11 protein-coding genes and 1 tRNA gene are annotated in these 13,007 nt (G+C 63.7%); 8 read left to right on the forward strand and 4 right to left on the reverse strand.

Annotation, left to right across the window (positions count from 1 at the left end):
• Nucleotides 1-137 precede the first annotated feature (137 nt).
• The 5 genes from OVA12_RS13335 (at nt 138) to OVA12_RS13355 (ending at nt 6,418) form a co-directional block, all read left to right on the forward strand.
• The gene (locus tag OVA12_RS13335; RefSeq protein WP_268138066.1) at nt 138-1,448 is read left to right on the forward strand and encodes an extracellular solute-binding protein; all 1,311 of its coding nucleotides are present in this window, start codon (nt 138-140) and stop codon (nt 1,446-1,448) included.
• Nucleotides 1,449-1,565: 117 nt separating this feature from the next.
• The gene (locus tag OVA12_RS13340; protein WP_106752711.1) at nt 1,566-2,447 is read left to right on the forward strand and encodes an ABC transporter permease subunit; all 882 of its coding nucleotides are present in this window, start codon (nt 1,566-1,568) and stop codon (nt 2,445-2,447) included.
• Between the two features lie 10 nt (nt 2,448-2,457).
• Complete coding sequence (gene ugpE, locus OVA12_RS13345) at nt 2,458-3,300, forward strand: sn-glycerol-3-phosphate ABC transporter permease UgpE (RefSeq protein ID WP_268138068.1); 843 nt, start codon at nt 2,458-2,460, stop codon at nt 3,298-3,300.
• A gap of 9 nt (nt 3,301-3,309) precedes the next feature.
• Nucleotides 3,310-4,440, forward strand: a complete 1,131-nt coding sequence (locus tag OVA12_RS13350) for a sn-glycerol-3-phosphate import ATP-binding protein UgpC (protein WP_268138070.1) — start codon at nt 3,310-3,312, stop codon at nt 4,438-4,440.
• Between the two features lie 286 nt (nt 4,441-4,726).
• Complete coding sequence (locus tag OVA12_RS13355; protein WP_268138072.1) at nt 4,727-6,418, forward strand: Na/Pi cotransporter family protein; 1,692 nt, start codon at nt 4,727-4,729, stop codon at nt 6,416-6,418.
• Nucleotides 6,419-6,445: 27 nt separating this feature from the next.
• Here the strand turns inward: OVA12_RS13355 and OVA12_RS13360 are convergent, their stop codons facing one another.
• From OVA12_RS13360 to OVA12_RS13370, 3 genes are all read right to left on the reverse strand, one after another.
• Entirely contained in the window at nt 6,446-6,799 is a 354-nt protein-coding gene (locus tag OVA12_RS13360) for a cupin domain-containing protein (protein ID WP_268138074.1), read from the reverse strand.
• A gap of 231 nt (nt 6,800-7,030) precedes the next feature.
• Nucleotides 7,031-7,106, reverse strand: a tRNA-Ala gene (locus tag OVA12_RS13365).
• Between the two features lie 148 nt (nt 7,107-7,254).
• Nucleotides 7,255-7,638: a TIGR02300 family protein gene (locus OVA12_RS13370; RefSeq protein ID WP_268138076.1), complete on the reverse strand. Its 384-nt coding sequence runs from the start codon at nt 7,636-7,638 to the stop codon at nt 7,255-7,257.
• Nucleotides 7,639-7,875: 237 nt separating this feature from the next.
• Between OVA12_RS13370 and aroA the strand changes: the two genes are divergently transcribed.
• The 3 genes from aroA (at nt 7,876) to rpsA (ending at nt 11,924) form a co-directional block, all read left to right on the forward strand.
• Nucleotides 7,876-9,231 (forward strand): 3-phosphoshikimate 1-carboxyvinyltransferase, encoded by a 1,356-nt coding sequence (gene aroA, locus OVA12_RS13375; protein ID WP_268138078.1) that lies wholly within the window; start codon nt 7,876-7,878, stop codon nt 9,229-9,231.
• The gene (cmk, locus tag OVA12_RS13380) at nt 9,228-9,854 is read left to right on the forward strand and encodes a (d)CMP kinase (RefSeq protein WP_268138080.1); all 627 of its coding nucleotides are present in this window, start codon (nt 9,228-9,230) and stop codon (nt 9,852-9,854) included. The genes aroA and cmk overlap by 4 nt, the downstream gene beginning before the upstream one ends.
• A gap of 372 nt (nt 9,855-10,226) precedes the next feature.
• On the forward strand, nt 10,227-11,924 hold the full coding sequence (gene rpsA, locus OVA12_RS13385; RefSeq protein ID WP_268138082.1) for a 30S ribosomal protein S1: 1,698 nt from the start codon (nt 10,227-10,229) through the stop codon (nt 11,922-11,924).
• A gap of 97 nt (nt 11,925-12,021) precedes the next feature.
• Here the strand turns inward: rpsA and OVA12_RS13390 are convergent, their stop codons facing one another.
• Entirely contained in the window at nt 12,022-12,927 is a 906-nt protein-coding gene (locus OVA12_RS13390; protein WP_268138084.1) for a LysR family transcriptional regulator, read from the reverse strand.
• Nucleotides 12,928-13,007: the final 80 nt, after the last annotated feature.

The following is a 13,007-nucleotide window of genomic DNA, read 5'->3' on the forward strand; positions in this document are numbered from 1 at the left end:
TTTTCGCCTACGCGACATCATGAGTTCACATGAAAACACTACCCAATGCCGGCCCATAGGGCGTGCGGTTGAACAGCTGCGCGCCCGGGTCAAAGGCTCATTCGCGCATTTTTGCCGTTCCACTCAGGGAGTGTTCCATGTCCTTCCGCACCATCGTCGCTGGCGCCGTCGCCGCGGCTGCTCTCGTCAGCCTCTCCGCTCCGGCTTTTGCCGCCACCCAGATTTCCTGGTGGCACGGCATGGGCGGCCGCAACGGCGAGATCATCAATGAACTGGCCACCAAGTTCAACGCAGCCCAGTCGGCTTGCGCGCTGACCCCGGTCTCCAAGGGCACTTACGAAGAAGCTCTCGCTTCGGGCATCGCGGCGTTCCGTTCCGGCCAGCAGCCGAACATCCTGCAGGTGTTCGACGCCGGCGCCGCCACCATCATCAACGCCAAGGGCGCGACCGTTGCCGCCGAAGACCTGATCCGCGAAGCTGGCTATCCGTTCAAGGCGGAAGACTTCATCCAGGGCGTGCGCTACTTCTATGCCGACAAGGCCGGCAAGTTCGTTGGCATGCCGTTCAATTCCTCTGCCCCGATCATGTACTTCAACACCGACGCGCTGAAGAAGGCCGGTGTCGAGGCTCCGAAGACCTGGGAAGAGTTCGAAGCGATCGCTCCGAAGCTCAAGGCCGCTGGTTACATCCCGCTGGTGCAGTCGCACCTGCCGTGGGAAATGGTCGAGAACTTCCATTCCCGCAACAACCTGCCGTTTGCCAACAACAACAACGGCTTCGATGGTGCGGAAGGCGCAAAGCTGACCGTCAACTCCCCCGAACAGCGCAAGATGTTCGAGAAGCTGGTCGAGTGGAAGCAGGCTGACCTGTTCGGCTTCTACGGCGCTGGCTGGAACGAGAACCAGAAGCCGTTCGAAGAAGGCAAGGTTGCCCTGTGGATCGGTTCGTCGGGTTCCTTCGGCGGCCTGCAGAAGACGGCCACGATGCCGTTCGGCGCGACGTTCCTGCCCTACTGGGAAGGCATCAAGGGCGCTGGCACCAACTCCTTCATCGGCGGCGCAGCCCTGTTCGCGATGGCTGGCAAGCCGGCTGCCGAGAACAAGTGCACCGCAGACTTCTTCCAGTTCCTGACCTCCCCGGAGATCCAGTACTGGTATCACAAGACCTCTGGCTACGTGCCGGTCACCTCGGCCGCCTATGAGCTGGCCAAGAAGGACGGCTACTACACCGCGACCCCGGCTGCCGAAGTCGGCATCCAGCAGCTGATGCTGCCGGCTGGTGAATGGTCCAAGGGCTATCGCCTCGGCTTCTACCCGCAGATCCGCGACGTCATGAACCGCGAGTTCGGCAAGGTCTTCGCTGGCGAAGTCAAGGTCGAAGACGCCTTCAAGACCATCGAAGAAGAAGCAAACCAGATCCTCGCCCGCTTCGCCAAGACTGCCGGCTGATCTGATCCTGCCAGTGAGACAACGGCCGGGCCATGCCCGGCCGTTCGTCCTGTCGTCCGTTCCGCGTCCTGCCGGCCCTCCGAGGCCGGGACGCCCGCCAGATCCGCGAGCAAGCCCATGAAGCGCGCCCAGTTTTCCTCGCCGCTGCTGCCCTATTTCCTGCTCGCCCCGCAGCTGGCCATCATCTTCATCTTCTTCTACTGGCCGTCGGCACAGGCGATCCAGTCCTCGTTCTACATCGAGGATCCCTTCGGCTTTGGCGCCACCTTCGTCGGGCTCGAGAACTACACCACGGTGCTGGGCTCGTCCGAATATCTGCGCATTGCCCAGTTCACACTGGTGTTCACCCTGATCGTCACCTTCCTGTCGCTGTCCATCGCCCTGGTGCTGGCGGTGAAGGCCGACGCGGTGCTGACAGGCGCTTCCACCTATCGCAGCCTGCTGATGTGGGTCTATGCCATCGCCCCGCCGGTGGCAGGCCTGATGGGCATCATGTTCTTCGACCAGCACATCGGCCCGCTGGTGGATCTGGCCGCCCTGTTCGGCTGGGACATGCGTGTCGGCGTCAACTATTACGACACCGCCTTCGCCATGGTCGTGATCGCCGTATGGAAGCAGATCCCCTACAATTTCATCTTCTTCCTGTCCGGACTGCAGGCCATCCCGAAGCATCTGCGCGAGGCGGCGGCCATCGACTGCCGCTCGGAACTGCGCCGGTTCTGGACCGTGACCCTGCCGATGCTGGCCCCCACGGCCTTCTTCCTTCTGATCATCAACATGACCTACGCCCTGTTCGACACGTTCGGCATCATCGACGTGGTCACCCGCAACGAGCCGGCCAACAATCCGCTGACGCTGGTCTACAAGGTCTATCTCGACGGGTTCCGGTCCAACGACCTTGGTGGATCGTCGGCGCAGTCGGTGATCCTGATGATCGTCGTGCTCGTGCTGACGATGGCCCAGTTCCGCTTCATCGAGCGGCGCGTGCATTACGGCTGAGGAGAGCACCATGTCCCGGTTCAAGCCGCTCGATCACCTGATCCTCATGCTGGGGGCCTTCGTCATGATCGCCCCGGTGGTGATGGCCTTCCTCACGTCCACCCACTCCGCCGTCGAGATCCACCAGAACGGACTGATGCTGTCCCTGGGCGACGAGTTCCTGTCGACCTATGGCAAGGTCCTGACTCACAAGGGCGGGTTCACCGGCCAGGTCACCGGCATGACCATGCTGATGAACTCGTTGATCCTTGGCGTCGGCTTTGCCGTGGGCAAGATCATCCTGTCGATGCTTGCCGCCTATGCGCTGGTCTATTTCCGGATGCCACTGGCGAGCCTGTTCTTCTGGATCATCTTCACCACGCTGCTGCTGCCGCTCGAAGTGCGCATCCTGCCCTCCTATGAGGTGGTTCAGGGGCTCGGTATGCTGAACAGCTATTCCGGCCTGATCGTGCCGCTGCTGGCCTCGGCGACCGGCACCTTTTATTTCCGCCAGTTCTTCCGCTCCGTGCCGGAGGAGCTGGTCGAGGCTGCCCGCATCGATGGCGCCGGGCCGGTCCGGTTCTTCCTCGACATCCTGGTGCCGATCTCGCGCACGATGATCGCGGCGATCTTCATCATCATGTTCGTCTACGGCTGGAACCAGTACCTCTGGCCGACGCTGATGACCAATGACGAGGGCTATTACACCCTGGTGCGCGGCATCAAGACGATCCTGCTCGCCTGGATCGGTTCCAACATCCCCGAGTACAACGAGGCCTTCGCCCTGACGATCCTGGCCATGCTGCCACCCGTGCTCATCGTGGTGGTGTTCCAGAGCTGGTTCATCAAGGGCCTGACCGAAAGCGACAAGTGAGCGACTGCGATGGCGACGATCAGTCTAGAGGAAGTCCGCAAGATCTATGCTGGCGGTGTTGAGGCGGTGAAGGGTGTGTCGATGGACATCGCCGATGGCGAGTTCATCGTGCTGGTGGGGCCGTCGGGGTGTGGCAAGTCCACGCTGTTGCGCATGATCGCCGGGCTCGAGGAAATCTCCGCCGGGACCATCCGCATCGGCGACCGGGTCGTCAACCGGATCGATCCGGCCGACCGCGACATCGCCATGGTGTTCCAGAACTACGCGCTCTATCCGCATATGAGCGTCTACAACAACCTCGCCTATGGCCTGCGCAATCGCGGCGTGCCCAAGGACGAGATCGACCGCCGCGTGAAGGAAGCCGCCCGCATCCTCGAGATCGGTGCCTTCCTCGAGCGCAAGCCCAAGGCCCTCTCCGGCGGCCAGCGCCAGCGCGTGGCCATGGGCCGCGCCATCGTGCGCGAGCCGGCCGCCTTCCTCTTCGACGAGCCGCTCTCCAACCTCGATGCCAAGCTGCGCGTGCAGATGCGCGTCGAGATCAAGCGCCTGCAGAAGAGCCTCGGCACAACCTCGGTCTATGTCACCCATGACCAGCTCGAGGCCATGACGCTGGCCGACCGGCTCGTCGTGCTCAATGGCGGGGCCATCGAGCAGATCGGCGATCCGATCTCGGTCTATGAACAGCCCGCCTCCACCTTCGTTGCCTCCTTCATCGGCTCGCCGGCCATGAACCTGATCCCGGTCAGCGTGCGGGATGGCCGCGCAATCCTCGACAGCGAAACGGCAGCAGGCGGCGCCGGCCTGTCCGGTCCGGACCTTGGCAATGGCGCTGGCTATACGCTGGGCGTGCGGCCCGAGCACTTCGTGCCGGCAAGCGAGCGGCCCGCCGGCCCCGGCGACCTCAGCCTCACCGTCACCACCACCGTGCTCGAACCGGTCGGCGCAGAGAGCTATCTCTATGCCACCATCGGCGGTGACAGTGCGACAACCGGCACAGTGGCAAACAGCGCGGCCCCGCATGTGGTCATCCGCGTCCCCGCCGCCGCCCGCCACCAGCCCGGCGAAGTCCTCTCCTTCACCGCCCCCGCAGACCGCATCCACCCCTTCGACAAGACAACAGGCAAACGCATCCCACGCTAAACGCGGGGAGGCAGAAACCAGAACCGCCTGAATGACACTCACGCCCCGGCCGCGACCCTTCGCGCGCGCCGGGGTTTCTTCTTGGGCGATGGCGCTGCCATCGCCGCAAATGAACAGCCGGCATTTTCATTTGCCGGCGTAATTTTTCCGTGTGCGACATGCATCTGTCCGAACACGACATTTTCCGGTGCGACACTTAACCTGGCCGCATTCCTGGCGTAGTCGTCGGGCGTGATGTGACGGTTTGATGACGTTCAGCGGTCTGGACGCGCACCGGAGGGCGACCATGCACCCACTCCTGCTTCTGCTGCATCTGGCCGCTGCGGTCATGCTGCTTCTCTGGGCTGTGCGCATGGTGCGCACCGGCATGGAGCGGGCCTATGGCGCCGCCTTGCGCGATGGCCTGCGCAAGGCGCAAGGCGGCGCTGCCGGCATGGCGCTGGCCGGGGCGGTGCTGGCGGTGCTGCTGCAGAGTTCCACCGCCGTCGGCCTGCTCGCCGCCGGGTTTGCTGCGACAGGTCTGCTTGGCGGCGCGGCGGGGCTTGCGGCGCTGATCGGTGCGGATGTCGGGTCGGCGCTGGTGGTTCGGATCCTGTCGATGGATCTGTCTGCCCTCATCCCGGTGCTGATCCTTGTTGGCTGCGTGCTGTTCCTGAAATTCGAAGGCCGGCAGCCGCGGCAGTTCGGCCGCATCGTGCTTGGCATCGGCTTCGTGCTCCTGTCGCTGCAAATGATTGGCGAGGCGACCGCGCCGCTGCGGCAGAGCCAGGTGCTGCCGGCGGTGATCGGGTACCTGCAGGGCGATGCCCTGACCGCCTTCGCGCTGATCGCCCTCCTGACCTTCGGACTGCATTCGTCTGTTGCCATGATCCTGCTGCTGGCGACCCTGGCAGGCGCGGGCGTGCTCCCGCTTGATGCTGCGCTGCCGATGGTGCTGGGGGCCAATCTGGGCGCCGGGTTCATCGCCGTCTGGCTGACCCGCGACATGGCGCCGGCGGCGCGCAGCATTCCGCTGGGCAATCTTCTTGTCCGGGCGCTGGCGGCGTTGGGCGGACTGGTCCTGCTCGCCCTCGTTCCGGTCAATCCGGACTGGCTGGGGACGGGCGGTGCGGCGCAACTGGTCAACGCGCATCTTGCTTTCAATGGCCTGCTGGCGCTCGCAGCGCTTCCGTTCGTGCGTCCGGTGTACCGTCTTGCCGAACGGTTGCTGAAAGAAAAGCCCGTGCCCGAAGTCCTGGCCAGCCAGCGGCCACAAAGTGCCCTCGACCGATCGACGCTGGCGCTGCCGGGCCTCGCACTCGCCTCCGCCAAGCGGGAACTGCTGCTGATGGGCGAAACTGTCGAGCAGATGTTCCGTCCCGTGATGGACCTGATGGCCGGAGCCGACGGCGAGCGCATCGGCGCCGTGCGCGACCTCGATACAGAGGTCAACCGCCGCCACCGCGACATCAAGCTGTTCATTGCCGAGATGACACGTGGCAAGCTGAGCGAGGACGAGGCGCGGCGCGGGCTTGAGCTCACCGACGTGGCCATCAACATGGAGCACATCGGCGACATCATCGCCAAGACCCTGCTGCCGCTTGCCGACGAGAAGAATCGCCTGCGCCTGAGTTTCTCGGATGAAGGCTGGGCGGAAATGCTGCGGCTGCATGCCCGGGTTCTGGCCAATCTGCAGATGGCGATGAATGTGCTGATTTCAGGCGACACCCAGTCCGCGCAACAGTTGATGCGCGAGAAAGAGGCCATGCGCCAGCTCGAGCGCGACAGCCATGCCCGGCACCTGAAGCGGCTTCAGACCGGCAACGCTGACAGCATCGCCACCTCGAACATGCATCTGGAGGTCGTACGGGCGTTCAAGGAGATCAATTCCCTGCTGGTGACCGTCGCGCACCCGATCCTCGAGGAACAGGGGCTGATGCTCAAGAGCCGGCTGGCGGAACCCGGCCAGGAGACAGCGGAGGCGCTGCGCCTCGCCTGAGGCGCGCGCGGCGCCGCAAGATGAGGATCAGTCCGGCAGTCGAATGACGAACAGCTTGCGTGTCGTCTCGACGACCTCCCAGACGCCGGAAAAGCCCGGCTCGATGATGAAGCTGTCACCGGCCTTGAGGTCCCGGACAGTGCCGCTGGCGTCGGTCAGGCGCGAGTGGCCACTGAGGATCGAGCAGAATTCCCACTCGTCATAGGACACGCGCCACGCCCCCGGTGTGGACTGCCAGACGCCGGTGAACTGGCGGTCATTGTCCCGCGTCTCGACCAGCCACGTGGTGAACTGCGGCGAGCCCGACACGATCTTCTCCGGCGCCGGTGTGTCCGTTTCGGCTGTGAGGCGGTCAAGGTCGAAGGGAAGGAAGTGCTGCATGGGATTGTCCTGAACAGGTCGACCGTTCACTTTGCAACGCTTGGCCGGATGTTGCAAATGCGCCCGTGACCAGCGGTGGTACCGCATCCGCATCCGCATCCGCATTTGGCGTTAGCCGTCGACGCGACATGGGGGCCGGAGACCAAGCCAGCCAGGCAAGGGTTGACTTGCGGTGATCGCTGAATCCCAAAAACCAAAAAGGCAGGTTCGAAATCGAACCTGCCTTTTAAGTGGTGGAGCCAATCGGAATCGAACCGACGACCTCTTGAATGCCATTCAAGCGCTCTCCCAACTGAGCTATGGCCCCGTATCTCGTCGGCCGGCTTGGGCAACCGGCATCTTGTGGAGCTGGCTTATAGAGGGGGTATCCGGATTGATCAAGAGCTTATTCGAAGTTTTTTCTTCACAGCCCTGTGGACAATCCGGAAGCACCTCAGCCACCCCCGGCTAACCGCTTAACGGTCTGTATCGTCATCGATTTCCAGAACAATACCCGGAACGGACTCGTCTTCTTCGTCCTCGACGTCGATGAAGACATCATCCACGGCGTCGTCGCCGATGTCAGCTTCTTCATCCTCTTCGAGATCCGGGACAACATCGCCCTCGACCTCGGCATCGGCCTCTTCCAGCGTGACCAGCTCGGGAGCGACCAGATCCTCTTCTTCTTCCTCGTCGTCTTCCTGAGCGACGATGCGCGAGGCCTTGGCAGCGCGCGAGCTCGACACGACGTCGAACAGGGTGCCGCACTTCGGGCAAGTGATCGGGTTGCGGTTCAGGTCGTAATATTTGGCGCCGCAGCCAGGGCACAGACGCTTTGTACCAAGTTCAGGTTTTGCCACCGTGCTTACCCTTTGTTCGAGCTTGAGGGGTTTCAGAGTGCCCTCGCCGGAGTGCGCGGCCCATATCGTCGGCGCGTCGCTCTGTCAAAGGCTAAATGATCGGTCACGTTCTCTGAAGCATTCTCAGGCGGCGTACAAGCAAAAATTCGAGCTGGCCGCCTGCTGTTTGATGACGGACCGGTGCCCCCGTGATAGGAGTGACAACCTTTTTTGACCGACCAGCCTTCGGAAGAGCCCATGTCTCATCATTCGTCGCCCCGTCCCCTGCGGTCTCGCGCCGGTTCGGCCCTGACCGGACGTATCCGCGTCCCCGGCGACAAATCCGTTTCGCATCGCTCGCTGATGTTCGGTGCGCTGGCACTTGGCCGCACCACCGTGACCGGCCTGCTTGAGGGCGAGGACGTCCTGAACACGGCCGGTGCGATGCGCGCCGTCGGCGCCCGCATCGAAAAGACGCCGGACGGCACCTACCTGATCGACGGCGTCGGCCTCGGTAACCTGATGGAGCCCGACCACGTCATCGACTTCGGCAATGCCGGGACCGGCGTGCGACTCACGATGGGCATTTTCGGCACGCATCCGATCGCCGCGACCTTTGTCGGCGATGCCTCGCTGTCACGCCGGCCGATGGGCCGCGTGCTTGACCCGCTGCGCCTGATGGGCACGCAGGTCGTCGCCCGTGTGGGCGACCGTCTGCCGCTGTCGATCCGTGGTGCGGACGTGCCCGTGCCGATCACCTACCGCGTGCCGATGCCTTCGGCCCAGGTGAAGTCGGCAGTGCTGCTTGCCGGCCTCAACACCCCGGGCGAGACCACGGTCATCGAACCCATTGCCACCCGCGACCACACCGAAAAGATGATGGCCGGCTTCGGCGCGGACATCTCGGTGACCATCGATGATGCAGGCGCCCGGATCATCCGTCTGAAGGGCCAGCCGGAGCTGAAGGCGCAGACGATCGACGTGCCGGGCGACCCGTCCTCGGCGGCTTTCCCGATTGTTGCCGCGCTGATCACTCCGGGCTCCGACATCACGGTCGAGAACGTGCTTCTCAACGAGCACCGCACCGGCCTCATCACGACGCTGATCGAGATGGGCGGCGATATCTCCATCGAGAACGAGCGCATGGCGGGCGGCGAGCGCGTCGGCGACATCCGCGTGCGGTCGAGCAAGCTGAAGGGCGTGAGCGTGCCGGCGAGCCGCGCACCGTCGATGATCGACGAGTATCCGGTGCTGGCCATTGCAGCGGCCTTTGCTGAAGGCGACACCTACATGCCCGGCCTCGACGAGCTGCGGGTGAAGGAATCGGACCGTCTGGCGGCCGTGGCGCGCGGGCTGGAAGCCAATGGCATCCCCTGCCGCGAGGGCGAGGCAGAGCTGACCGTGACCGGCGGCGCAAATCGCATCGGCGGAGGCACGGTGGCGACCCATCTGGATCACCGCATTGCCATGAGCTTCCTCGTGCTGGGCATGGCCAGCGATACGGCTGTGACCGTGGACGACGGCGCGGTGATTGCGACCAGCTTCCCGACCTTCACCAGCCTGTTCACGGGCCTGGGTGCCGACATTGCCGAGCTTGAGGACGTCAACGCATGATCATCGCGATCGATGGCCCCGCAGCTTCAGGAAAAGGCACGCTGGCCCGCCGGCTCGCGGCACATTTTGGCCTGCGGTATCTCGATACGGGCTTGACCTATCGTGCCGTTGCCGCGGCGCTGCTGGCGCAAGGGCTGCCGCTGGGCGACGAGGCGATTGCCGTCGACATCGCCCATCGGCTCGACCTTGCGCATATGGACCGTGCGCTGCTGTCGGCCCATGAAACGGGCGAAGCGGCCTCGCGCATTGCCGTGCTGCCTGCCCTGCGCGAGGAACTGGTGCGGCTGCAGCGGGCCTTCGCCAAGGTTCCGCCGGGGGCTGTGCTGGACGGACGGGACATCGGCACGGTCGTCTGCCCCGATGCCGAGGTGAAGCTCTATGTCACGGCTGCGCCGGAAGCGCGGGCCAAGCGGCGCACGGCCGAGATCCTGTCCCAGGGCAAGGAGGCTGAGTTTGCCTCGGTGCTGGAGGACCTCAAGCGGCGCGATGAACGGGACCAGACCCGTGCGGTCGCCCCTTTGAAGCAGGCTGCCGACGCGCACTTGCTTGATACGACCGAAATGGATATAGAGACGGCGTTCCGTGCGGCTGTGGATATCGTGACAGCCTATCGGGCTTCCTGAGCGATTGCCGCAATCGACGCCGTCTTGACGGCCTGCCAGACCGGTAGAGATCCGGGTGGCGGGACGATCTGGTTTCAAAACCAGCATTCGGCCTTGCGACCAGCTGATGCACCGCCTGCGGATGTCTGTCAGCGTGAGTGTCTCGGGGAGCGCGCCAACCCTGGTGGTTGGCCGGCACAAGATTTTCAAGACGAGCAAAACCGCACGTCTTTACTGGAAGACCCGGATCCTCCGGCTTCCGCCCGCCGGCCCATTCCGTCTGCGCTTTGCAGGCTGGATGGCTGGAGCCAGAAACCGGCTCCCGGGAGGTGAAGGATCCGAAACACAACACCAACCCGCCGGCGCCCGCCAGAAATGGCACCAGGAGATTTTATGAGCGAACTGAACCCCTCCACCGCGGATTTTGCGGCCCTTCTGAACGAGTCCTTTGCCTCGAACGACCTCTATGAAGGTTCGGTCGTCAAGGGCCTCATCGTTGCCATCGAGAAGGACCTGGCCGTCATCGACGTCGGCCTGAAGGTGGAAGGCCGCGTGCCGCTGAAGGAATTCGGCGTCAAGGGCCGTGATGGCGACCTGAAGGTCGGCGACGAGGTCGAGGTTTACCTGGAGCGCGTCGAGAACGCCCTCGGTGAAGCTGTCCTGTCGCGCGAGAAGGCTCGCCGCGAAGAGAGCTGGGTCCGCCTTGAAGTCTCCTTCGAGAAGGGCGACAAGGTTACCGGCCAGATCTTCAACCAGGTCAAGGGCGGCTTCACCGTTGATCTCGACGGCGCCGTGGCCTTCCTGCCGCGTTCGCAGGTCGACATCCGTCCGGTGCGCGATGTCACCCCGCTGATGCACACCCCGCAGCCGTTCCAGATCCTCAAGATGGACAAGCGCCGCGGCAACATCGTGGTCTCGCGCCGCGTCGTTCTGGAAGAAACCCGCGCCGAACAGCGTTCGGAACTGGTCCAGAGCCTCGAGGAAGGCCAGACCGTGGAAGGCGTGGTCAAGAACATCACCGACTACGGTGCGTTCGTCGACCTCGGCGGCATCGACGGCCTGCTGCACGTCACCGACATCGCGTGGCGCCGCATCAACCATCCGTCGGAAGTGCTGTCCATCGGCCAGACCGTCCGCGTCCAGATCATCCGCGTCAACCAGGACACGCACCGCATCAGCCTCGGCATGAAGCAGCTTGAGACTGATCCGTGGGATGGCATCGAAGCCAAGTACCCGATCAACGCCAAGTTCTCGGGCCGCGTGACCAACATCACCGACTACGGCGCATTCGTCGAACTGGAGCCGGGCATCGAAGGCCTGATCCACGTTTCCGAAATGTCCTGGACCAAGAAGAACGTCCATCCGGGCAAGATCGTTTCGACCTCGCAGGAAGTCGACGTCATGGTCCTGGAAGTCGATCCGGTCAAGCGCCGCATCTCGCTGGGCCTCAAGCAGACCCTGCAGAACCCGTGGGATGCTTTCGCTGAGCGCTTCCCGGTCAACACGGAAGTCGAAGGCGAAGTCAAGAACAAGACCGAATTCGGTCTGTTCATCGGCCTCGACGGCGACGTGGACGGCATGGTGCACCTGTCCGACCTCGACTGGAACCGTCCGGGCGAGCAGGTCATCGAAGAGTACAAGAAGGGCGATGTCGTCAAGGCCGTGGTTCTTGACGTCGACGTGGAGAAGGAGCGCATTTCGCTCGGCATCAAGCAGCTCGGCGGTGATCCGTTCGAGTCCGCAGCAGCCGGTGAAGTCCGCAAGAACGCCATCGTCACCTGCGAAGTCATCGAGGTGAAGGAAGGCGGCCTGGAAGTTAAGCTCGCAGACAGCGACCTGACCTCCTTCATCCGTCGCGCCGACCTGTCCCGTGACCGCGCTGAACAGCGTCCGGAGCGCTTCTCGGTTGGCGAGAAGATCGACGCACGCATCACCCAGTTCGACAAGAAGACCCGTCGCGTCTCCGTCTCGATCAAGGCGCTGGAAATCGCCGAAGAGAAGGAAGCGGTTGCACAGTACGGTTCGTCCGACTCGGGCGCTTCGCTGGGCGACATCCTGGGCGCAGCCCTGAAGGCCCGCGACGAGGACTAATCCTCCCGCACGGCTTTCCAGCCTGAAACAAGAAAACGGCCCGGGTGCAAACCCGGGCCGTTTTTCCTTTATGTAGGTTGCCGACATTCCCCGTCCGTTAGCTGCGCGTGCCACGATGCTCGTGGAGGACGTCGGCGGCGAAGTCGATGAAGGCGCGGACTTTCGGGGGGACGTGGCGGCGGGAGGGGTAGAGGGCGTTGACGACCACATCGGGGGCCGTCCAATCAGCCATCACCTGGACGAGACGCCCTGCGGCGAGGTCCCCGGCGACATAGGCGCGCGGGATCAGGCTGAGGCCGAAGCCGGCGCGCAAGGCGTCGCGGACGGCAAGGCTGGATGACACCTGATAGCGGCCGCGCACCTTCTGGCTCACCGTTTCACCGCCACGCTGGAATGTCCATTCGTCGGCATGGCCGGACAGGGAGAAGCGGACACATTCGTGCTCCGAGAGGTCCTGCGGCGCTGCAGGCGTTCCCTTGCGGGCGAGATAGGCAGGAGCGGCGCACAGCACGTGGCACAAGGCCCCGACCTTGCGGGTTACAAGCGTCGTGTCGTCCAGCCTTTGCCCGCCGCGCAGGGCAAGGTCGAAACCATCGCGGACAAGATCGACGCGGCGGTCGTTGAGATCCAGATCGAGGCTGATCTTCGGGTAGCGGTCGAGAAATTCCGGGATCCGTTCTGTCAGCAGGACAAGACTTGAGGTCATCGGGGCGCTGACGCGCAGCAGGCCGGATGGTTCGGCATTGAGGCTGGCCAGCTGGTCCCGGGCCTCGTCGAGATCGGAGAGCGCCCGGCGAACCTGTTCGAGATAGAGCGTACCAGCTTCCGTCAGGCTGAGCTTGCGGGTTGTTCTGTTCAGGAGCCGTGTCCCCAATCCCGCTTCCAGCTCGCCAATTGCCTTGCTGACGGCTGCCGGTGACAGGCCAGCCGTCCGCGCTGCGGCAGCGAAACTGCCCTGATCGGCAATGGTGCGGAACAACCGCAAGGCGGAGAGTGTTTCCATGGGTGGTTGATTATTCACTTCAGGTTATGAGTGAAGCGAGAATAGCAGGAATTATCATCTCCGGACATGGCGTCTATCTC

The organism is Pannonibacter sp. SL95, from assembly GCF_026672425.1.
Lineage (GTDB): Bacteria > Pseudomonadota > Alphaproteobacteria > Rhizobiales > Stappiaceae > Pannonibacter.

Coding starts and splice junctions, on each gene's coding strand:
- OVA12_RS13335 (WP_268138066.1), top strand. CDS start 138: ATGTCCTTCCGCACCATCGTCGCTGGCGCCGTCGCCGCGGCTGCTCTC.
- OVA12_RS13340 (WP_106752711.1), top strand. CDS start 1,566: ATGAAGCGCGCCCAGTTTTCCTCGCCGCTGCTGCCCTATTTCCTGCTC.
- ugpE (WP_268138068.1), top strand. CDS start 2,458: ATGTCCCGGTTCAAGCCGCTCGATCACCTGATCCTCATGCTGGGGGCC.
- OVA12_RS13350 (WP_268138070.1), top strand. CDS start 3,310: ATGGCGACGATCAGTCTAGAGGAAGTCCGCAAGATCTATGCTGGCGGT.
- OVA12_RS13355 (WP_268138072.1), top strand. CDS start 4,727: ATGCACCCACTCCTGCTTCTGCTGCATCTGGCCGCTGCGGTCATGCTG.
- OVA12_RS13360 (WP_268138074.1), bottom strand. CDS start 6,799: ATGCAGCACTTCCTTCCCTTCGACCTTGACCGCCTCACAGCCGAAACG.
- aroA (WP_268138078.1), top strand. CDS start 7,876: ATGTCTCATCATTCGTCGCCCCGTCCCCTGCGGTCTCGCGCCGGTTCG.
- cmk (WP_268138080.1), top strand. CDS start 9,228: ATGATCATCGCGATCGATGGCCCCGCAGCTTCAGGAAAAGGCACGCTG.
- rpsA (WP_268138082.1), top strand. CDS start 10,227: ATGAGCGAACTGAACCCCTCCACCGCGGATTTTGCGGCCCTTCTGAAC.
- OVA12_RS13390 (WP_268138084.1), bottom strand. CDS start 12,927: ATGGAAACACTCTCCGCCTTGCGGTTGTTCCGCACCATTGCCGATCAG.